Below are 19,523 nucleotides of genomic sequence, written 5' to 3'. Positions count from 1 at the left end.
GGATTTTTTTTTGTTTTCTGAAAAAGACGCTGACCTCCTTCATCTTTTACAATAAGAAAACAATATTCGAACGAACAGGATTGGGGGGATCATATGAAAGCCGTTAAAGAGCATCAATCCTGGTTCAGTCTGGGGATCATCTGGGCTGGCGCAGTCATCAGCATCCCTAGTTTGTTGGTGGGGAATGCGCTGATCGCTGGCATGGGAGTATCGAAGGTATTACTTGTCACGTTAGCAGGTTACTCCATTATTGTGCTGCTCATGATTTTGCAGGGGATTCAAAGCACGGATTTGGGAAGGCCGACGGTTCAGGTCGCAGGTCAGGTGTTTGGCAAAACAGGATCTCGAACGATTTTGTCTATTATCCTCGCTATTGCGTGTCTTGGATGGTTCGGGATCCAGGCGAATGTATGCGGGGAAGCTTTGGCCAATCTGCTAGCCGAGATCGGTATAACTATTCCTGTACCGCTGGCATCACTCATCTGCGGTCTCGTGATGGTCGTTTCGGCCATGTACGGCGTTAAAGTGCTGCGGGTGATCAGTTATATTGCTGTCCCTTTATTGATCGGAATCAGCGTGTACGGTCTGATCGAAGCATTGACTGGGGACTCTCTGCAGATCATCCAAAATTATAAGCCTGCGGCCGTTATGAATTTTACCGACGGACTCGCAGTAACCCTAGGTTCATTTGCGCTGGGGGCAGTCATCGCGGGAGATTATTCGCAATTTTCGAGAAAACGGTCTGATGTCTTGAAAGCCGCTCTATTCGGGATTGTTCCGGCAGGCTTGCTGATGATTGGTGCAGGAGCCGTCCTGACGATTGCTTACCAAGCCAGCGATATCACAGCCACCTTTTTGAGCATCATGACGCCGTTTGTTAGCGGTGTGATTTTGATCTTGGCTACATGGAAAACAAATCTTGTGAATGTGATTTCAGGTGGTTTTGCCTTAATTAACGTGTTCAACGTTTCGAAGGAGAAAGAGAAGTGGGCTGTCGGTATTGCGGGAACCCTTGGGACCGTACTGGCTGTCGTTGGCATACTTAACTATTTTACTCCGATCATGTCCATTCTGTCGGCTATGATTCCGCCGGTGGCAGGCGTGATGATTGCTTCGTATTGGGTGCTTGGCAAAGGGGATAAGAGACGCTGGCAAGAGGTAGAGGGCGTGAACGTGTTGGGCGTTGTCTCATGGCTTGTGGGAGCGATCATAGCCTGCACGCCTGTCGTGTTATCCTTGTTCCCAAGCCTGCCGCAGGTACCCAATCAGCCGTTGACCGGAATTGTCATTTCTTTTGTCATATATTATATCGGCTATCGTTTGTTTGCTCAGAAGACAGTTATATTGGAGGAATCATAAATGAGATATTTAGATGAAACAGCTGTTGAACATATTGCCGTCGGAGCAGCATTTCTGGGAACGGGTGGAGGGGGAGACCCTTATATCGGAAAATTGATGGCTCTCTCGGCCATTAAGAAGTTTGGACCAGTCAAACTATATTCCGTGGACGAGATTGGGGATGAGGACTTTTTCATTCCAGCTGCGATGATGGGGGCGCCTTCCGTATTAGTGGAGAAATTCCCTCGCGGGGACGAGTTTGTGAAGGTTTTTCAGAAATTAGCGAATTATTTAGGAAAAGACAAGATTGCGGGTACGTTTCCGATGGAAGCGGGGGGCGTCAATTCCATGATTCCTATTGTTGTTGCGGCACAGCTAGGATTGCCTCTGATCGACTGTGACGGTATGGGCCGGGCGTTCCCAGAGCTCCAGATGGTGACGTTTAACCTGGACGGCATTCCAGCGACACCGATGGCCATAACGGATGAGAAAGGGAATATTGGCATCTTTGAGACCATTGACAACAAATGGACAGAACGGCTCGCCAGGGTAGCTACAGTCGAAATGGGGGCCAGCTCTTTAGTCAGCCTGTATCCGGCAACGGGTGCACAAATGAAGCAGAGTGGCGTTCATCACATCGTAACCCTGTCCGAACAGATCGGAGCAATCATTACATCGAAGAATCGAGATGCCAAGGACAAGCTTCAAGAACTATTGAAACGGGTATCCGGCTATGAGCTATTCCAAGGAAAAATTGTGGATGTCATCCGTGAAACCAAGGGTGGATTTAATCTAGGCTGCATGCATCTTGAAGGCATCGAGGCGTTTAAAGCCGGGGAGATGAAGGTTCATTTTCAAAATGAAAACCTGATTGCTGAAAAGAACGGTCAGGTGATAGCGATGACGCCCGATTTGATCTGTCTGGTTGATTTCGAAACCTTGCTGCCTGTGACCACAGAGAGCCTGAAATACGGTAAACGCGTACGGGTTATTGGATTGCCCGCTCATGAAAAGTGGAGAACGGATAAGGGAATCCAAACCGCAGGTCCAAGATACTTCGGCTATGATTACGATTATGTACCACTTGAGGAAATGGTGAAAAAGGCGGTGGCTGAGAATGTATAGAATCGGGATCGATGTAGGCGGCACCAACACAGATGCCATCATTTTGAACGAGGATCATCAGTTGATCCATGCGGTGAAATCCCCAACAACCTTGGATATTCGCACAGGGATTGAAACCTCGCTCCGGCAGCTGCTGCAGGGGGCGAATATTGATAAAAATCAAATCACACATGCCATGTTAGGCACAACACAATGCACCAATGCCATTGTTGAACGAAAAAAGCTGGCCCAAGTCGGTGTCATTCGTCTGGGATACCCGGCAACGGCTTCCGTTGCTCCGTACACGTCATGGCCTGAGGATATGGTTCAGAAGCTTTCGGGCAAATATGCTCTCGTACAGGGCGGATACGAATACGATGGCCAATTGCTTGGAGAAGTCGATGAAGGCGAAATCACAGCTCTTCTGGAGGAGTGGCGCGGTAGTATTGAATCCATAGCGGTCATCGGCGTATTTTCATCCCTTAAAAATGACCAGGAGTTCCACGTTCGCGATCTCATCCATCAAATGTACGGACCTGAATTTCCTGTTTCCTGTTCTTCATTGATTGGTTCGGTTGGTTTAATCGAACGGGAAAATGCGACCATCCTCAATGCGGCACTGTGCAAGGTCATTGAAACGACAACCGAGGGGTTTGTGCAGGCTTTGGAAGAAGAAGGCATTCTGGATGCAGCAGTGTTTTTATGCCAAAATGACGGTACCTTAATGTCAGTAGATTACGCTAAACAGTTTCCGATCCTGACCATTGCCTGTGGACCTACGAACAGCATACGCGGGGCCTCTTATTTGGCAAAAATCAAAGATACGATGGTTCTCGACGTGGGCGGCACGACATCGGACATCGGCGTTTTGCAGGACGGCTTCCCGAGGGAATCGTCGGTCGCAGTCGAGGTGGGCGATATCCGCACGAATTTCCGCATGCCGGATATTATCTCAGTGGGACTGGGCGGCGGAAGCATCGTGCGCTCGGAGAATGGCAAAATTACAGTTGGCCCGGACAGCGTAGGATACAGGATCGGACAAGAGGCACTTGTCTTTGGCGGGAATACGCTCACGACTACGGACATTGCCGTTCGGCTGGGTCTTGCAGATGTAGGGGATCAGAGCCTGGTAGCGCATCTGGATGAAGACTTTGCTAAACAGGTGCAAGGCGAAATTGCAGCCATCATTGAACAGACCATTGATAAAATGAAGACATCTTCAGGTGATGTTGAGCTTGTGCTGGTAGGCGGAGGCAGTGTGGTGATCCCGGACACCATTCGTGGGGTATCTCATATGATTAAGCCTGAGAACGGGGGCGTGGCTAACGCCATTGGTGCGTGTATTGCCCAAATCAGCGGCCAATATGAGCAGATTTACATCTATTCTACAGAGCCCCGTGAGGCAGCATTAAGAGATGCTCGGGAAAAAGCCGTGAAACAGGCAGTACTTGCTGGCGCCGATCCGGCAACGGTTGAGCTCGTGGAAGTGGAAGAAACCCCGCTCGCTTATCATCCGGGAAATGCGACGAGGCTTCGAGTGAAAGTCGTAGGAAACATGAAGTAGAAGAGGAGCTTCACATGAGTTGATACAACTTGTGTGGGGCTCTTTTTTGTTATCGATGAGGTGCAAGTGGATGAGCGGAAAAGAATTCTCATTAACTTTGCGAATTACTTCTTGTGTAATATACTTAGTATATTAATATTATGATGTCAGGGTGGTCATGTGGAATTGCATTTATACGAGCAGATATATATCTATATTGTACAAGAGATCAAAGACGGTCGATTAAAAGAAGGAGACCGTGTCTCTTCTGAAAAAGAGTTGGCTGAACAATTTGGTGTCAGTCGTATTACATCTAAAAAGGCTCTGGAGAAATTGGCAGATTCTGGAGTTATTAAACGAATACAAGGGAAGGGTTCATTTGTGGCCGATGGTATCATTGGAGGACAAGAACCGAAGCATTATTCAGAGGTAAGAACGACCTTGGTTCCTGAGGATGATAAGCAGTTGATCGGGTTTATTATACCGAATTTTTCTGACGAGTTTGGTTTACAACTTCTTAGATCGATGGAAAAGCGGAGTGCTGAGCATAATTATCAACTCATTATCAAGCGAACCTGGGGGGATCGGGATGAGGAAAAACGTGCGATTGACTTATTTATTGGTTTAGGCATCAAAGGATTAATCGTGACCCCCATTCATGGTCAACACTATAATTCTGAACTGCTTCGACTTGTATTAGATCGGTTTCCAATTGTTTTGGCCGATAGATATCTAAAAGGAATTCCGGTTTGTTCGGTATATACAGACAATAAGAAAGCAGCCATGGATCTTACGCGTCATCTGATTAGCAAAGGTCATAAAAAAATTGCCTTTTTATCTCCGCCGGAAGAGAACACTTCAACATTGGAGGAAAGGCTGCTCGGATATACGTTTGCCTTCACCCAGGAAGGAATGAATTTGAACAAAGATTATGTATTAACAAACTTGAAGGGCACCCTTCCCAAGAACATAAACGGAACAGCGATTGAAAGTGATAAAGAAACAGTAGAGCATTTTTTGAAACAACACCCTGATGTAAAGGCGTTTGTCGCATCGGAATTTCTAATAGCTACCATGCTGGCTCAAGTCATCCACTCGATGGGGAAATCTCTGGAGGAATTCGAGATCGTTTGTTTCGACTCCCTGAACGATCACCTGGGTCAACCCATCTTCACTCATATTAAGCAGGATGAGAAGCAGATGGGTGAATTGGCAGTGGATATGTTAATCTCTCAATTGCATGGAACAGCAGTTCCCGAGCTGAACATTATTAAACATCGTATGGTCGTGAAAAATAACGGGTAGGGTTTATACAAGTGCAGCTAAACTAAAGCAATTGTTCAAAGTGTCGAGAAGTCCCAAGGGGCTTATCGGCACTTTTTTTGATATCAGACATATAAACTTCGAAGCAGGGACCTTCCTGACCTGATATCGCAAGAACCCCCCCTTTTAGACGCGGTCTGTCTTCTATGAAGTATATCGAAAGGCGATTTTCTTATGGTAAAGCATGTTTCACATCAGGGAATTGGTTAGGGGACCGGAGATTAACCAACTTTGAAACGTCGATTTCTATATCTAAATTATAGCCATACATCATGAATAGTGATGTCGTAATATTGCAATTGACATGTTTTATGATGTCATATTAATATACTTAGTATAACGAGTGGGTTCCTATAACAAATTCACGGTGTTCATCATTTTCTGATTTTAATAGTTCATATCACCAAAGTTGTTAACGCTTACATAAATTGTGGATGATCAGAAAATGAAGTGGATCCTATAGGAATTCAAGTTAAACGAATTCATTTAACTAAGGGGGACTTTGAATGAGGAGATCCAAAAAATCCGCATTTCCAATTCTTGTTTGCTTTCTGGTTATGTTACTACTTGTAACGGCTTGTTCAACGAAGGGAGGCTCTAGCGATCAGGCCGGAGAGGGGATTACAACGGTTACGATGTGGCATGGTCTTACCTCAATTGATTTAGATAATATGAATAAAGTCGTGAAGGCATTTGAAGAGAAAAACCCTGCGATCAAAATGAATTTGGTTTATACAGAATCCAACGAGGGATCCGATCAGAAGCTGCTGACTGCAGTCGCAGGCGGTAATCCTCCTGACGTTGCACTTTTCGATCGGTTTAAGGTCGGTACTTGGGCTGCGCAAGGTTCTCTGACTGACTTATCCTCGATGGCAGCAGAATCCGGAATACGTAAGGAAATGTATTATCCATTTGCATGGGAGGAGTCCAGTTATCAAGGAAAGCTTTATGCAATGCCGATGGATACGGACTCTCGCCTGCTATTTTACAATAAGGATCATTTCAAAGAAGTGGGGTTGGATCCCAACAAACCACCACAAACGATCGCCGAGCTTGAAGCGGCCGCCGATAAGTTAACCATCAAGGAAGGTAAACGTTTCAAACGGATCGGGTTCATCCCATGGTATTCGCAAGGCTGGCTGTATACTTGGGGATGGGCATTTGGGGGAGAATTCCAGGATGCTGCCACTGGCAAAATTACCGCAAATGATCCTAAAGTCGTGGAAGCATTACAATGGATGACCGACTTCGGCAAAAAATACAATGTCGAGGATATCGCCGGATTCACAAGTGCAGCGGGTACGGAGGAAATGGATCCGTTCATTTCCGGTCAAGTCAGCATGAAGATAAGTGGAAACTTCACGGTGAAGGGTATCGAAAAATTTAAGCCGGATTTAAACTACGGTGTTGCACCAATACCGACCCCAACAGGTACTAATTTTACGACATGGTCGGGAGGCGGGTCCGCTATTATCCCTAAAGGCGCCAAGAACGTCGCTGCTGCTTGGGAATTCCTCGAATTCTTAGGGAAAGAAGAGGGGCAAACGTTATTAAACGCTGACTCTCAAATTTCAGTTATCGATTCGGTTAACGACAAATACGGTTACAAGGACGATCCGATTATGAAGGAATTTATCAATATTTTGCCCAATTCACATAACCGCCCGGTTATTCCTGAAGGACAACTGCTGTGGAACGAGTTAGCTTCCGCTACGGAAAAGGCTACCCGCGGTAACGGTACTCCGAAAGAGAACCTGGATAGAGTTACAGAAACTGTTAATAAGGCTTTAGAAAAATACGACAAATAGAGTGCTCGGTAGGCAGGGAGCGAACTCTCTCTCCTTGCCTATTCATAAATGACAATTGGAAGGAGAATGTACATGGCGAAACTGGCCGATCCAGTTCAAGTAAAAGCAATTCCATCGGCAAGGAAACGAGCACTCCGCAGAACTCACGTGATTGGGTGGCTGTTTGCTTCACCTTGGGCTATAGGGCTGCTATGCTTTTATGCAATTCCCATGCTAATGTCCATCTACTTCAGCTTCACTACTTACAGCATTCTACAGCCTGGTGAATTTGTCGGAATGAATAATTATAGAGATCTTTTCCATGATCCTTTGTTTTGGAAATCCATATACAACACGATTTATTTTACGGTATTTTTTGTTCCCTTAAGTATATTTATTGGTGTGGCACTCGCTATGATGTTGAATATGAAGGTCAAGGGTATGGCTGTATTCAGAACGATCTTTTTCTTACCTACTCTCGTGCCACAAGTAGCTCTGGCTGTTCTGTGGATGTGGCTGTTACATCCAAACTTCGGATTGGTGAACGGGATGTTAGCGAATATCGGTATCGATGGGCCCGCTTGGCTTGGTGGTGAGTCGTGGTCCAAGCCCTCTCTCATTCTGATGTCGCTTTGGGGTATTGGGCAAGCTGTCGTTATCTACCTTGCTGGATTAGGAGACATCCCTGAGGAGTACTATGAAGCGGCGCAAATCGATGGAGCTAACTGGTTTCAGAAAACGAGAAAGGTAACCCTGCCTTTGCTCACTCCCGTTATTTTCTACAACCTTGTCATGGGAATGATTGGTGCATTCCAACAGTTTACTCTTCCCTATACGTTGACCAAAGGGCAAGGAACTCCTGCAAATTCCATGACTTTCTACGTCATGTATTTATATGAGAACGGATTTAGGTATTTCAAAATGGGTTATGCCTCCGCAATGGCCTGGATCCTATTTATTATCGTTATGGCATTAACCGGAATTATTTTTATTACGTCTAAACGCTGGGTTCATTATCAGGGGAAATAAGGAGGAGGAAGTAAGGGATGAATCCTACCGCTATCAAAAGAATCAATCGTGCGTTAGCCTATGTATGTCTAATTGTTGCTTCTGCATTTTTCATGATTCCGTTCATTTGGCTGCTTTCGACTTCTCTTAAACCACTCACACAAATCTTTACATTCCCACCAGAGTGGATTCCGCGTCCAATTCTGTGGAGTAATTATTCCCGTGCTGTTGAGTATATCCCTTTCTGGACATATCTGAAAAACACGGCGATTATAACTATCGTTAGTACGCTTGGTGTGATCATATCCTGTCCCTTGGTTGCATATAGTTTTGCCAAGTTAGAGTACCGTGGGAGAGGTATACTTTTCTTTGTTACCCTTGCTGTTATGATGATTCCCGGACAGGTGACCATGATTCCTCTATTCCTGTTGTTTACTAAATTAGGTTGGGTAGGGACACCTCTTCCACTGATTGTACCCCAATTTTTTGGAGTGCCCATTTACATTTTTCTGTTGCGGCAGTTTTTCATGGGACTGCCTGATGCCCTGCGCGAAGCGGCCCGCTTAGACGGCGCTAGTGAGTTCCGCATATATTTACAGATCATGTTTCCACTAGCCAAATCCGCCGTATTAGCCGTGGCATTGTTTCAATTTATGGGGAGCTGGACTGATTTCATGGGTCCCTTGCTCTATTTAACCAATGAACCATCTTACACGGTTTCGCTCGGACTGCAGCAATTTCAGAGCCAAAAGGGATCGGAATGGGGTCTATTAATGGCCGTATCCACCTTGATGACATTACCTATTATCGTTTTGTTCTTTTTTCTTCAAAAGACGTTTATTAGCGGCATTACATTTAGCGGTATAAAAGGTTGAACATCATTTGAATGAATGAAGCTCCAAGCGATGCGGGACCCAAGGGAGGTTAGGACGGACCAAGGCAGTGAAGGGATGCTGAATTTGATTAAATGTAAGGGTGTGGGTCGTAAGCGGCGCGGGAACATACAGCATTTTCAGAAATACGATTACGCTCAAATTTGCGGACGGCAAAACTGAGCGGTTCGTATTCTTCGTCCATTCGGGGAAAGATGGAAATCTGAATTCGCAGGATATCCAAATCGGCGACCGCGATTTTTATGTAGATAACGATTGATAGGTCCGTTGGAAAAAAGTTAATAAGCAAAAAGGCAGCGACATGTAAAGCAGAAGCTGCCTTTTTGCGTACCAATGCATTCTGCATAACAATGAGGCCCGCGGGCAGATGGAACGATAGTTTGTGGATTTGATATAAATGTAAACCTCTGGACCGACTTATAAGAAGCAACCTGTCGGAGATGGAGGATTAGCCCTCTCTTCGTCTAATAATATATATGGGAACATTACGCGAATTTCATATATTGGCTCCTACGCAGGAAATGGGTGAATTCGTAGTACTTCATTTGTCTTTTCAATGCACCAAGGGTATGAAATTAGATTTTTTGATGTCAATATGGGCGAGAATCCACCTGTATTTCTTTGGTACGAAGGAATGGAAAACCCGGCATCAGCTATTAAGTTATTTTATACATTCGAGGAATTCATGTTACAAGAGATTGAAGTTCATTCCAGCGTAAGTTGGAGAGATTAATATAGTAGGATAAATTCGAAGAGGTCTGGAGCATCACATAACAATATATTCACGCTGCGGACATTCGTCCTTGGCCCGGCATTCGCCGGACACTCGACATGCGTCGAGTCGTGAATACAGGAACGTTATCAAAAATCAGTGCGGAGTATATACGATGAAAAATCTACGAAATAGAGTATATGGGGGATTTGCAATGAAGATAGAATTGGCAACAGAAAAAGATTATAAGTACATTGTCGAAAGAGATAGACATATTCCTGAGACACTTGTAAGAACGAAGATTAAAGAAAAGGAGATCTTTATACTTAAAGATTCAGAGAAAGAAATTGGTTGGATGAGATATGGGTATTTTTGGGATAACATTCCTTTTATGAACATGATATGGATTGATGAAGAATATAGAGGACAAGGAATCGGTAAGAAAATTGTACTGTATTGGGAAGAAATTATGCGTCAAAGAGGATTTAAACTAATAATGACGTCAACGCAATCTAATGAAGAAGCACAACATTTTTACAGGAAGCTTGGATATCGTGATGCTGGATGTTTACTATTGGAGACTCAACCTCTTGAAGTAATACTGACTAAAAATCTCTAAGAGTATTTGATAGAGTTTACATAGAAGGTACTGATATCTGATAACAAAATATTCTCGCATCAGGGCTTACCCCTTCGGTTGTCAGATGCATAATCATGGAAGAGACTCAGACAACAAATGACCCAGCCTAAGATAAGAGCTATCTAAGGCTAGGTCATTTCGTGAATACAACAACGTTATCTGAAACATCCGAAGTGCGTAAGACGAAGCGTACTTAATATTACTTAGTGGAGATGATTACTATGTTTTATCGAAGAAAGCATTATGTCCTCAATAATGAATTCGTTGACATCTTCAACAGACACTTCATTGAAACCAATTTACCTAATCAGTTGAAGAATGGAGCTCGTCTAGTAGGTAGATGGATGCTCCCACATTCAGAGAAAACAACTGAGATTTTCGCAATCTGGGAATATGATAGTATTGAAAAATATGAAGAGATTGAAACGAATATCAGAAGTGACAAAGAACATTATAAGAAGATCAATGAGTGGTATGAACTCCACGGGGGAAGAGATCACATAGCTAAGGAATATATCTATGAAGTAAAAAACGAAGAACTAATTTCTACACTGTCAGACGCTAGACGCAATCCCTAAAGTCATTACGAAGAAACCAAGGAACAATAAAAAGAAGAAACATAATAAAACTTAATAGAAGGTGATACTTATGAAGGAATGGGACTATAGTAAGCCTTGGTTTCATGGTTCTCCAATATTATTAAATGAACTACTAGTCGAAAGTACAATAACTCAGGATCGAGAGTTAGCAAGAATCTTTTCACACAAACCATCTATTGTTGCTTTTGACGAGGATGGCGCAAGATTTCATAATGGTAAGTTATGTGGCTACATTTACATAATTGATGAGGAGATTCTAAGTGAGGATGTATACTCACATCCAGCAACTACAATGAAACCTGGTGAAGAATGGCTCATAAAAAGAGGATTAAAAGTACGGAAGATAGATGAGACGAGAATAAAAGCGGAAGAACAACTTTCAAGGGAAGAGGAGATAGAACTATTAAAAAAGCTAAAGAACAGATAGTTAATAGCTTGTTCGTAGAAGTGGGCACTGCCTATAACAATATATTAACACTGTGGAGATTCGTCGGACACTTAGCATACGCTGGCTTGTGAATACGGGAACGTTATGCGTAATTACCTGTAAATATTAAAGATAATATTTAAGGAGATAACTTATGAAAGGTAAGATACTCTTATTATTTTTTATGACGATAATGTGTTCTTCTTGTCAAAATAGTAGTCAACCGACTACTTTGAACAGCGAAACTAATTCAATACAGAATTCTGAACTTCCTCCTGATGTAGTGAGTACAGGTGATGGAACAAAATTAAAAGAAAAAACGGAAGGTCGATCAGATCCTGCTAACAATAAAATATTACCCATGAGCATTGGAAAGCTTGATTCGAAAGGAGAATTTTATGATGAAATGCTTCGTAACCCTATAGATCATGATTATGAATTGGAATTTAATGAATTTCAAAATTCTAAAGAGATTATTACAACATTGGAATGGGGGGCATTTGAAAGCAAATATACAGAGATTTGGGATAAAGAGTTGAATCAAATATATAAAACGCTTCTTTCTAAGTTGGATAGAGAACCAAGAGAAGCACTAATTGAATCGCAGAAAGAATGGTTGCAGTATCACTTAAGGGAATCAAAATTTGTAGAGGAGACATTTATTTATAATGGTTATCTTGGATCAAAAGGACCGGTAAGCCTAACAACTTCTATAAGGGAGAGAATTAGAGAAAGAACAATGCAATTATTGGAATATCGATATTTACTAGATAGTGAAGTTGAGTTTGTTTACCAAAATAAAAAATAAAGTTGAAAAAGGTTTTTAGGTGATGCTTCGAATGCAGTAACGGCGTATATCTCTGTATTCAAGCTGCTGGATACCACCCTTTGGTTTTTAGATGTATAATCATGGAAGAACAGTCAGATAACATACGACCCAGCCGAAGATAAGATTATCTATAACTGGGTCGTTTCGAGAATACAAGAACACTATCAGGAATCTTCGTAAATAATAATTACGCAAGGAGCATCCAATGAAGATTCAAAAACCAGTAATTATTGAAGGATACAATAATGAATGGCCAAGATCGTTCAATATAATAGAATCGGTTATTTCCAACAAATTAAATGGTCTGGTATTAGAAATTGAACATGTTGGAAGTACATCAATCCCGAGTCTTTCAGCCAAACCAATTATTGATATAGATGTAGTAATTGAATCTATGGACTGCCTACCACAGGTAATCAAAAAGCTAGAAGAATTGGGATATATTCATGAAGGTGATTTGGGGATTAAAAACAGAGAAGCATTTGCAAGAAGGGACGTTTATGTACCCTACACTAGTGAAGGCAATGAGAAGCACGAACATCATCTATACGTATGCAATAGGGAAAGTGAAGAATTGAAAAGACATATAATGTTCAGAAATATACTAAGAAAGCATCCCTTATTAGTATCTGAGTATGCGAATTTAAAATTCCAACTAGCAAATAAATACAGAAACAATCGCCAAGCCTATAGTGCTGGAAAGACAGAATTTATTACGAGAATAATGAATGAATATCAAGATATTTAAGTGTATTTCAGGTAGACGGTTACATCTGATAACAAAGCTTCTTCGCTGCATTCCATTCGGCCGTTGATTTGCAAGCTGAGGTAACCAGAGAAGCGGATTCATCTTACCACCCTACGGGGCTAAGTCTGTCGCTTCTTAAACCTCTTTGGTTCGTAGATAAAATAAACGTTAGCTAAATTCCCTAAACTACCTATTTAGAGGTGTACATTCAGAGATGTCTTATACAAAACCGGTTATTAGAGAACCTTATTATGCTTGTCCAAAGTGGTTTGATAATGATGTGCATCGTTCAGATTATCTTACGCTCTCGGGCAAGTGCACATCTTCTGAAGTGGAACTCTTTTTAATACATTTATTTGGATATAGCAATACAAATATAGATCAATCAATGGAAGATACTTTTAATGAACTATTTGCGAATGAATCTGTAGCTATTTTGGGTGGTGTTGCTTTTTATGAAAGTGAAGAAAAATATATTATGCCAAGTTGTTGTTGTGGTCTAGAACAATTTAAGGAGATTTATAATTCTATTCTTAATAGAGAGAGTCCATGGCTTGGACATGATCCTTCACCGGAAATAACTTATAAGGATAACATGGCATTCGTCTGGTCTGATGATCCAGATTCTAATGATAGATCGGACGTTTTCCATATTGATTTTAAGTTTGAAGAAATTTTATCTTGTCTTGAGCAATCCCAATATGACTTGAAAGATTTTATTGATAAGCCGCTCTTTGATTGGATTTATCGAAGAGATCAAGCTACAGCTAATAAAATGAAAGATAGAATGTATGAGTGGTTTTTTTAGGAATTGTAATTATTAGTATTTCTAAGAAGGCAGAAACAGCAGCTATCGTTATATTCACCTGCGGATCGGCTGTAGCTGCCATAAAATTTTCGGGTTGGTGAATACATACAGTTATCCGGCCCCGAATCTATAAAATAACCGATGCAAAGGAAGATGAGAAATATGGAAAAAGGGAGAATTATATTTTTGAATGGTGTAACAAGTTCAGGTAAAACCTCAATAGTAGAAGCTATGCAAACTTACTCTGAACCGTTTTTTTATGTAGTGGCCAATGATCTTTTTGAAAATACGATTGGTGATAAACACCTACAAGATAATTACTGGAAGCATCTAAGTGAAGCCATAATTATGATGTATCACACAGCAACATTATTTTCGGATCGTGGAAAGAATATCTTAATCGATGGGATACTTGTTGAAAGACCTGAGTTAAAGCCACATTACGATAAGGTCATAGAAGTTTTTAATGGGTATCCTTTGGATATCGTTGAAGTGTATTGTCCTTTGGATATCTGTCGTAAGAGAAATGTAGAACGTGGTGACAGAAGGGAAGATCAATCTGATGAGCAAAACAAAATAATGTCGCAAAACATTCGCTATAGCTGCTCAGTTGATACAAGTTTAAATTCGCCAGAAGAATGTGCGGAAATTATTATTACATCCTTATTTCAAAATAACAAATAATCATAAAATTACAGTTAGGAGCCTCTATGAAGCGAACAATTATGATTAGCGATATTCATGGATGTATTGATCCATTGAATCAAATGCTGCATCTGATCGAATTTAATTCGATAGATGATCAGTTGATTTTGCTCGGGGATTATGTAGATAGAGGGCCTAATAGTAAAGCAGTAGTTGATAAAGTAATCGAGTTAGTAACTGTTCATCATGCCATTGCTTTACGAGGTAATCATGACCAACGATTGGTTGATTTAATAAATAATGATAGCGAATTGATTAGATCTAAATTTATCGAACATGGGGGAATACCAACCCTTCAAAGTTATTGTGATATGAATAACATAAATAGTGAAATATCTAATGAGATATTTAATCAAGTGAAGGCTGCAATGAAGACTTCTTTTGGTCACCACATCGATTTTCTAAGTAAATTACCTTTATATCACGAGGACCATAATCACATTTATGTTCATGCGGGGTTGAACCCCAGTGTTATGGACTGGAAGAACCAGCCAGAGCGTGATTTTATGTATATTAAAGATGAATTCATTCGACACACTTTTGAGAATCTAAATAAAAAAGTTATCTTTGGACATACACGAACGATGGATATCCATGGCACAACCGATATTTGGTTTAGTGATGACAAGATAGGAATTGATGGCGGGTGTGCATATGGAATGCAGTTGAATTGTTTAATTTTCCAAGAAGGATTGTATACAACGGAACAGGTAAAGAACTGTTGAAAGTTAATCTGGATTGCAGGAGACATATACTAAAATCATATCCACACATCGGAGCCTAATGGATCCTCGGTCCACGGGAAACAATAGGCAGGGAAGCAGCTCATCGGGCACATCCGCATCGCCTGAGCATCGTGTTCGCTCCTTTGTCGTATAAGTCGCTTGAGCGTTGTCTGTGCAAGAACGTTGTATGAAATCTTTGAGAAGGTGCGAAATGAATAAATGGATCGTACTCTTAATTTGTTTCCTTCTATTTGCAACAGGTTGCAGTACTACATACAGGATCAACACCGATACAACCAAAGAATTAACAAAAAACTTGAAGGAACTTTCTCCGTCAATCGAAAGAGTCCAACTTACATTTACTCGTCCAAACCTTTCTTGCAGAATAGATATGAGTGAAGAGCCGAGTAAAGAGGAACTGGAATCCATTCTTATGGAAATGGACGAATTTTCAACTGTAGATAATATCAACGAGATTGCTCGAAGTGTCAAATGGGGGTTGGAAATATCCAAAATCTATCTGGATATCAACACGGATAAGAATAAAAAGACAATTGAACATGCATATTATGCTAGGTATTTCAAGACATCCGACGCCAGTGACCACTCAGATACAAACATTGAGGGGTACGAGACGTGGTATGAGTTGACCGAACAATAGAAATGGGTATTATCCATCTTAAAACCACTCAGAGGTTCGCATAAACAATGGGTGGTTATCCTAATCTTGAACGAATAAAACAAGCCGAAGCGGCAGAAATACACGCTTCGGCTTGTTTTTTGTTTGTTTACTTTTTAACTAAACTATAACCCAATCTTACTTCGCACTTACCGACTTAAACCAATCATTCACTTCTTGTGTGATCTGATCTCCGCCATTGGACTTCCAGTTGGCGACGAATTGGTCAAAGGCATCGATCGGCAGCTTGCCGTAAATGATTTTGTTGAAGGTTTCCATCTCAGACTGACGGAGCAGGTTCCATTTGGAGACCATCGTTGGTGTGGCTGCGCCGGTGAAGTAGTTTTGTTTACGAATGTCGAGCTGCGACATCACGACTTTGGCAGCGGCCCAGTTTTCAGGTTTGCGGAATTCGGCCATTTGTTTCTCGTATGGGGTTTCGGGCTTCTCGCCGTCAGCCAGCTTCACGAGGGTTTTCATGTACAAATCCGGAATACGGGCCGGACCGGTCAGGAACGGGAACTCGTTGGAGAAGTCTTTGATCTTCTCTTTGTCACTGGTCGGTTTACCGTCAATGATATCCCAGTCGTATCCTTTGGCAAAGCCGTACTCATATGGACTGCCCGCAGCCGGGTTGGCCAGGTTATCTAGCAGGTAGTTGTAGTACAGGAAAATCGCTTCCGGATGCTTGGCATCCTTATTGATCATGATGCTGGCGTTGACGCCAGAGTTCTGCCACTTCGTACCGATCTTGCCGTCTGGACCAGCCGGAATAGGGTAGGCTTTGTATTTCGCGCCAGGTACGTTCTTGAGCAGGTCTGGTGCAGGCCAGTCGGGTACCCAGTTTGCGCCAGGCAGGATACCAGCCGTGCCAGCAGTCCAGCTCTCGGCGGATTTACCTTCGTCCCACAGCGCGGAGTCGGTATGGATATACCCTTTGTTCATCCATTCATTCAGTTTGGCAAGGGCTTGCTTGGCACCGGGATTAATGGAGCCGTACTCCAGATTGCCGTTTGCATCTTTGTTCCATTGTTCCTGGATCGTGCCGTAAGCGCCGAACAACCAATCGAGCGAGCCCATCCAGGTGTTGGTGTTATTTTTCAGCGAGATTGCCAGTGGGAATACTTTATCCGGAGACAGGCCGTCCGGGTTCTCGTTTTTGAATTTATCCATGATATTCTCAAGATCTGCGATGGTCTTAGGTGCTTCCAGGTTCAGCTTCTCCATCCAGTCTTCTCTGAGCCAGAGCAGGGTATCGTCGTTATCCGTGTACTCCAGGATCGGCATGTTGTATCTCTTGCCATCCTTGGTGAACGGGTACCACAGCTCGGGATGCGCTGCAGCGTGATCCTTCAGAATTTTGTTGGCGTACTTGTCGAACAGTTCATCGATGGCGATGAATTGACCGGAGTCGATCAGCTGATTGGTGAGTACTGCGTTCGTTGGAACGGATACGAAATCAGGCAATTTCTCGCCTGAAGCAATGGCCAGCTGCAGCTTCTGTCTGTATTGATCGTCATTGGCAGGATACCACGAATCCTTATGCTTCATGCCCAGCGTTTCGAGCATCCAGCGATCGTGTACGTTGTTTTCTTTGGTGTCACCTTGTACGTATTTCTTCGGCATACGAACCGAACTGAATTCGATGGGTGGATCATATTTTCCTTTGGCAAAAGCAGCTTCAGCTTCGGCTGAGCCGACCGTCGCCGGCGTATCGTCTGTACCATTCTCACTGGCTGAATCGCCACTGCCGCACGCAGTGATGGTGATGAGTGCGATGACCATGAGCAAGGACCACCATGTTTTGAATTTGATCATTGTTCAATCCCCCTACGGTGTATGATCTTTACAAGTGTAACTGTACCAAGTCGGGCGGGAGGGCATCTATATGAGTTTGTTAGTTTCGATAGGACTCTATTATGTTATTAATGCTGGTCTCGGTACTCCTGTGGCGTAACGCCGAACTGACGTTTGAACACTTTGATAAAATACGCCGGGTCCATATAGCCAATCTCCAGGCTGATTTCATATACTTTTTTGGTGGTCGTGACCAGCTTGTGGCAGGCCCGATCCATGCGCAGGCGCGAGATATATTCACTTATTCCTTCGCCCGTTTCGATCTTGTAAATCTTGGACAGATGGGTCGGATGCAGATTGACATGATCGGCGAGCACACGCAAAGACACATCCAGATGCAGATTCTTATCCGTAAACTCCTGAACCTTCTTCACATACTCGGACCGGATATCCTTGATCTCGTTGGATGTACCTTCCTTGAGCTTGGCGAGGACGCCAAGCGACCACTTCCGTAATTTGCCGATGGTGGAGAAGGCCTCCCCGCTCTGAAGATACTCAATATCGCTGCCCATGAGGCTTGTCAGGGTAAGCTTGTTCCGGTGGGCGAGGTTAGTGAACGAAGCCGTGATGAGAAAACCAGCCTCCATGCAATGCTCCCACGATTCGGACCATTTCTCATCCAGCTCTGCGCAGACGGCGAGTATTTTCTCCTCAGCAGCATCCCATTGTCCGCTCTCCAGCAGATGGATGAAGGTGGGCGGGGTGTACAGCACGTCCAGCGGACCTTGAGCTGAAGGTGTCTCCACATCACTGACGCGCATGACGAATTCGCGCTCGTCCCCGACGATCTGCCGGAAATACGCGGAGGCCTGACGGAAGCGATCGTAGAGCTGATCCGGAAAGGTGAACCACTCGGTCATGACAATGGAGAGGGAGCCTTTCAGAAACTGTTTTACTTTGGATTGAAGCTGAATGGACAGCTTCTCCAGAATGGTCTCTTTTCCAATATCGTCATTCTGTTCCTTCAGCTGCAGCAAAAACACCACATATCCGTGCTCCTCCTTCACACCCCACACGTGCATAAACTCACCCATAATTTCCTCCGCCATGTTGATGATGGCATATTCGATCAGGGTCTGATCATGGCTGTCATAGTGTCCGAATTCTTCATCCAACCGAACGAGCATGAGTGCGGCGTCCCCGGCTTGAAAGGGTAGATCATAATTGGTGAGTTTCCGCTCCCATTCGCCGGATGAAAACTGGTGCCCCTGCAATGCCTCCAAAAGCAGTCGTCCACGCAAGTGTGGCAGGTTCTCTCGTAAAGTAAACTGGGTCCGACTCAGTGAACTGACGAGCTCCCATTCATGATTTAATTGATCGATGGCCTTCTGCACGGCGCCCATTAATTCATCGTCTGTCGGCGGTTTGAGCAGGTAGTCCACGGCTTCGTACTGGATGGCTTTTTTGGCGTAATCGAATTCGGAATAACCCGATAATAGAATGCATTTTATTTTTTTGTCCCGGATCCGGATGCGTTCGATCAGTTCAATGCCTGTCATTTCCGGCATCTGAATGTCTGAGATCACGATATCGATGGGGTGGGTATCAATCAGTTGTAAGGCTTCATGTGCGGAGTACGCCCTATGTACCTGTTCGATCCCCAGGGTGTGCCAGGGCTTGGTCATGGACAGGTTATCGACCCAGTGTGCTTCGTCGTCTACGATGATCATCTGCATATTCTTTCGTCTCCTTGTTGATTGAACTAAGGCTTATTTACACTTGCCACTCCAATGACAGAACAACCTTCCGATCGCTGTTACCCCCAGATTTTTTATGAATACTTTATAAAGGTGAAAAT

19 protein-coding genes are annotated in these 19,523 nt (G+C 43.2%); 16 read left to right on the top strand and 3 right to left on the bottom strand.

What is annotated here, in order from left to right; genetic code table 11:
- The first annotated feature begins 93 nt into the window (after nucleotides 1–93).
- From CHH60_RS18055 to CHH60_RS18025, 7 genes are all read left to right on the top strand, one after another.
- Nucleotides 94–1,359 carry a cytosine permease gene (locus tag CHH60_RS18055; RefSeq protein ID WP_095360454.1) on the top strand — a complete coding sequence of 422 codons (1,266 nt, stop codon included), beginning with the start codon at nucleotides 94–96 and terminating at the stop codon, nucleotides 1,357–1,359.
- Nucleotides 1,360–2,463 carry a DUF917 domain-containing protein gene (locus CHH60_RS18050; RefSeq protein ID WP_095360453.1) on the top strand — a complete coding sequence of 368 codons (1,104 nt, stop codon included), beginning with the start codon at nucleotides 1,360–1,362 and terminating at the stop codon, nucleotides 2,461–2,463.
- Nucleotides 2,456–4,006: a hydantoinase/oxoprolinase family protein gene (locus CHH60_RS18045; protein ID WP_095360452.1), complete on the top strand. Its 1,551-nt coding sequence runs from the start codon at nucleotides 2,456–2,458 to the stop codon at nucleotides 4,004–4,006. The genes CHH60_RS18050 and CHH60_RS18045 overlap by 8 nt, the downstream gene beginning before the upstream one ends.
- Nucleotides 4,007–4,165: 159 nt before the next feature.
- Nucleotides 4,166–5,290 carry a GntR family transcriptional regulator gene (locus tag CHH60_RS18040; protein WP_095360451.1) on the top strand — a complete coding sequence of 375 codons (1,125 nt, stop codon included), beginning with the start codon at nucleotides 4,166–4,168 and terminating at the stop codon, nucleotides 5,288–5,290.
- A 524-nt stretch (nucleotides 5,291–5,814) separates the two neighbouring features.
- Complete coding sequence (locus CHH60_RS18035; RefSeq protein ID WP_095360450.1) at nucleotides 5,815–7,116, top strand: ABC transporter substrate-binding protein; 1,302 nt, start codon at nucleotides 5,815–5,817, stop codon at nucleotides 7,114–7,116.
- Nucleotides 7,117–7,188: 72 nt separating this feature from the next.
- The gene (locus tag CHH60_RS18030; RefSeq protein ID WP_095289350.1) at nucleotides 7,189–8,124 is read left to right on the top strand and encodes a carbohydrate ABC transporter permease; all 936 of its coding nucleotides are present in this window, start codon (nucleotides 7,189–7,191) and stop codon (nucleotides 8,122–8,124) included.
- 17 nt (nucleotides 8,125–8,141) lie between these two features.
- Nucleotides 8,142–8,978, top strand: coding sequence for a carbohydrate ABC transporter permease (locus tag CHH60_RS18025; RefSeq protein WP_095289351.1), 837 nt, complete (start codon nucleotides 8,142–8,144; stop codon nucleotides 8,976–8,978).
- 88 nt (nucleotides 8,979–9,066) lie between these two features.
- Here the strand turns inward: CHH60_RS18025 and CHH60_RS18020 are convergent, their stop codons facing one another.
- A complete protein-coding gene (locus tag CHH60_RS18020; protein WP_095360449.1) occupies nucleotides 9,067–9,342 on the bottom strand; it encodes a hypothetical protein in 276 nt (91 codons plus the stop codon).
- A 580-nt stretch (nucleotides 9,343–9,922) separates the two neighbouring features.
- Here CHH60_RS18020 and CHH60_RS18015 point away from each other — a divergent pair.
- The 9 genes from CHH60_RS18015 to CHH60_RS29590 all read left to right on the top strand — a co-directional run bounded on the left by CHH60_RS18015 (nucleotide 9,923) and on the right by CHH60_RS29590 (nucleotide 15,850).
- Nucleotides 9,923–10,327 (top strand): GNAT family N-acetyltransferase, encoded by a 405-nt coding sequence (locus CHH60_RS18015; RefSeq protein ID WP_095360448.1) that lies wholly within the window; start codon nucleotides 9,923–9,925, stop codon nucleotides 10,325–10,327.
- A 242-nt stretch (nucleotides 10,328–10,569) separates the two neighbouring features.
- Complete coding sequence (locus CHH60_RS18010) at nucleotides 10,570–10,926, top strand: NIPSNAP family protein (protein WP_095360447.1); 357 nt, start codon at nucleotides 10,570–10,572, stop codon at nucleotides 10,924–10,926.
- Nucleotides 10,927–10,996: 70 nt separating this feature from the next.
- Complete coding sequence (locus CHH60_RS18005; RefSeq protein ID WP_095360446.1) at nucleotides 10,997–11,374, top strand: hypothetical protein; 378 nt, start codon at nucleotides 10,997–10,999, stop codon at nucleotides 11,372–11,374.
- Between the two features lie 154 nt (nucleotides 11,375–11,528).
- The gene (locus tag CHH60_RS18000; protein ID WP_095360445.1) at nucleotides 11,529–12,182 is read left to right on the top strand and encodes a lysozyme inhibitor LprI family protein; all 654 of its coding nucleotides are present in this window, start codon (nucleotides 11,529–11,531) and stop codon (nucleotides 12,180–12,182) included.
- Nucleotides 12,183–12,408: 226 nt separating this feature from the next.
- Nucleotides 12,409–12,951: a GrpB family protein gene (locus CHH60_RS17995; protein ID WP_095360444.1), complete on the top strand. Its 543-nt coding sequence runs from the start codon at nucleotides 12,409–12,411 to the stop codon at nucleotides 12,949–12,951.
- Nucleotides 12,952–13,165: 214 nt separating this feature from the next.
- A complete protein-coding gene (locus tag CHH60_RS17990) occupies nucleotides 13,166–13,759 on the top strand; it encodes a hypothetical protein (RefSeq protein WP_095360443.1) in 594 nt (197 codons plus the stop codon).
- Nucleotides 13,760–13,921: 162 nt separating this feature from the next.
- Nucleotides 13,922–14,443 (top strand): phosphotransferase-like protein, encoded by a 522-nt coding sequence (locus CHH60_RS17985; protein WP_095360442.1) that lies wholly within the window; start codon nucleotides 13,922–13,924, stop codon nucleotides 14,441–14,443.
- A gap of 26 nt (nucleotides 14,444–14,469) precedes the next feature.
- On the top strand, nucleotides 14,470–15,189 hold the full coding sequence (locus CHH60_RS17980) for a metallophosphoesterase family protein (RefSeq protein ID WP_095360441.1): 720 nt from the start codon (nucleotides 14,470–14,472) through the stop codon (nucleotides 15,187–15,189).
- A 391-nt stretch (nucleotides 15,190–15,580) separates the two neighbouring features.
- Entirely contained in the window at nucleotides 15,581–15,850 is a 270-nt protein-coding gene (locus CHH60_RS29590; protein WP_141236965.1) for a hypothetical protein, read from the top strand.
- 156 nt (nucleotides 15,851–16,006) lie between these two features.
- Here CHH60_RS29590 and CHH60_RS17970 read toward each other — a convergent pair whose 3' ends face one another.
- Nucleotides 16,007–17,686 (bottom strand): ABC transporter substrate-binding protein, encoded by a 1,680-nt coding sequence (locus CHH60_RS17970; protein ID WP_095360439.1) that lies wholly within the window; start codon nucleotides 17,684–17,686, stop codon nucleotides 16,007–16,009.
- Nucleotides 17,687–17,793: 107 nt separating this feature from the next.
- A complete protein-coding gene (locus CHH60_RS17965) occupies nucleotides 17,794–19,401 on the bottom strand; it encodes a response regulator transcription factor (protein WP_095360438.1) in 1,608 nt (535 codons plus the stop codon).
- Between the last annotated feature and the right edge of the window lie 122 nt (nucleotides 19,402–19,523).

The organism is Paenibacillus sp. 7523-1 (genome assembly GCF_002276415.1).
GTDB lineage: Bacteria > Bacillota > Bacilli > Paenibacillales > Paenibacillaceae > Paenibacillus > Paenibacillus illinoisensis_A.
Note: the sequence above shows the minus strand (reverse complement) of the source record. Positions and strands in the feature narration are given on the sequence as shown.

Coding starts and splice junctions, on each gene's coding strand:
- CHH60_RS18055 (WP_095360454.1), top strand. CDS start 94: ATGAAAGCCGTTAAAGAGCATCAATCCTGGTTCAGTCTGGGGATCATC.
- CHH60_RS18050 (WP_095360453.1), top strand. CDS start 1,360: ATGAGATATTTAGATGAAACAGCTGTTGAACATATTGCCGTCGGAGCA.
- CHH60_RS18045 (WP_095360452.1), top strand. CDS start 2,456: ATGTATAGAATCGGGATCGATGTAGGCGGCACCAACACAGATGCCATC.
- CHH60_RS18035 (WP_095360450.1), top strand. CDS start 5,815: ATGAGGAGATCCAAAAAATCCGCATTTCCAATTCTTGTTTGCTTTCTG.
- CHH60_RS18030 (WP_095289350.1), top strand. CDS start 7,189: ATGGCGAAACTGGCCGATCCAGTTCAAGTAAAAGCAATTCCATCGGCA.
- CHH60_RS18025 (WP_095289351.1), top strand. CDS start 8,142: ATGAATCCTACCGCTATCAAAAGAATCAATCGTGCGTTAGCCTATGTA.
- CHH60_RS18020 (WP_095360449.1), bottom strand. CDS start 9,342: ATGCAGAATGCATTGGTACGCAAAAAGGCAGCTTCTGCTTTACATGTC.
- CHH60_RS18015 (WP_095360448.1), top strand. CDS start 9,923: ATGAAGATAGAATTGGCAACAGAAAAAGATTATAAGTACATTGTCGAA.
- CHH60_RS18010 (WP_095360447.1), top strand. CDS start 10,570: ATGTTTTATCGAAGAAAGCATTATGTCCTCAATAATGAATTCGTTGAC.
- CHH60_RS18005 (WP_095360446.1), top strand. CDS start 10,997: ATGAAGGAATGGGACTATAGTAAGCCTTGGTTTCATGGTTCTCCAATA.
- CHH60_RS18000 (WP_095360445.1), top strand. CDS start 11,529: ATGAAAGGTAAGATACTCTTATTATTTTTTATGACGATAATGTGTTCT.
- CHH60_RS17995 (WP_095360444.1), top strand. CDS start 12,409: ATGAAGATTCAAAAACCAGTAATTATTGAAGGATACAATAATGAATGG.
- CHH60_RS17990 (WP_095360443.1), top strand. CDS start 13,166: ATGTCTTATACAAAACCGGTTATTAGAGAACCTTATTATGCTTGTCCA.
- CHH60_RS17985 (WP_095360442.1), top strand. CDS start 13,922: ATGGAAAAAGGGAGAATTATATTTTTGAATGGTGTAACAAGTTCAGGT.
- CHH60_RS17980 (WP_095360441.1), top strand. CDS start 14,470: ATGAAGCGAACAATTATGATTAGCGATATTCATGGATGTATTGATCCA.
- CHH60_RS29590 (WP_141236965.1), top strand. CDS start 15,581: ATGAGTGAAGAGCCGAGTAAAGAGGAACTGGAATCCATTCTTATGGAA.
- CHH60_RS17970 (WP_095360439.1), bottom strand. CDS start 17,686: ATGATCAAATTCAAAACATGGTGGTCCTTGCTCATGGTCATCGCACTC.
- CHH60_RS17965 (WP_095360438.1), bottom strand. CDS start 19,401: ATGCAGATGATCATCGTAGACGACGAAGCACACTGGGTCGATAACCTG.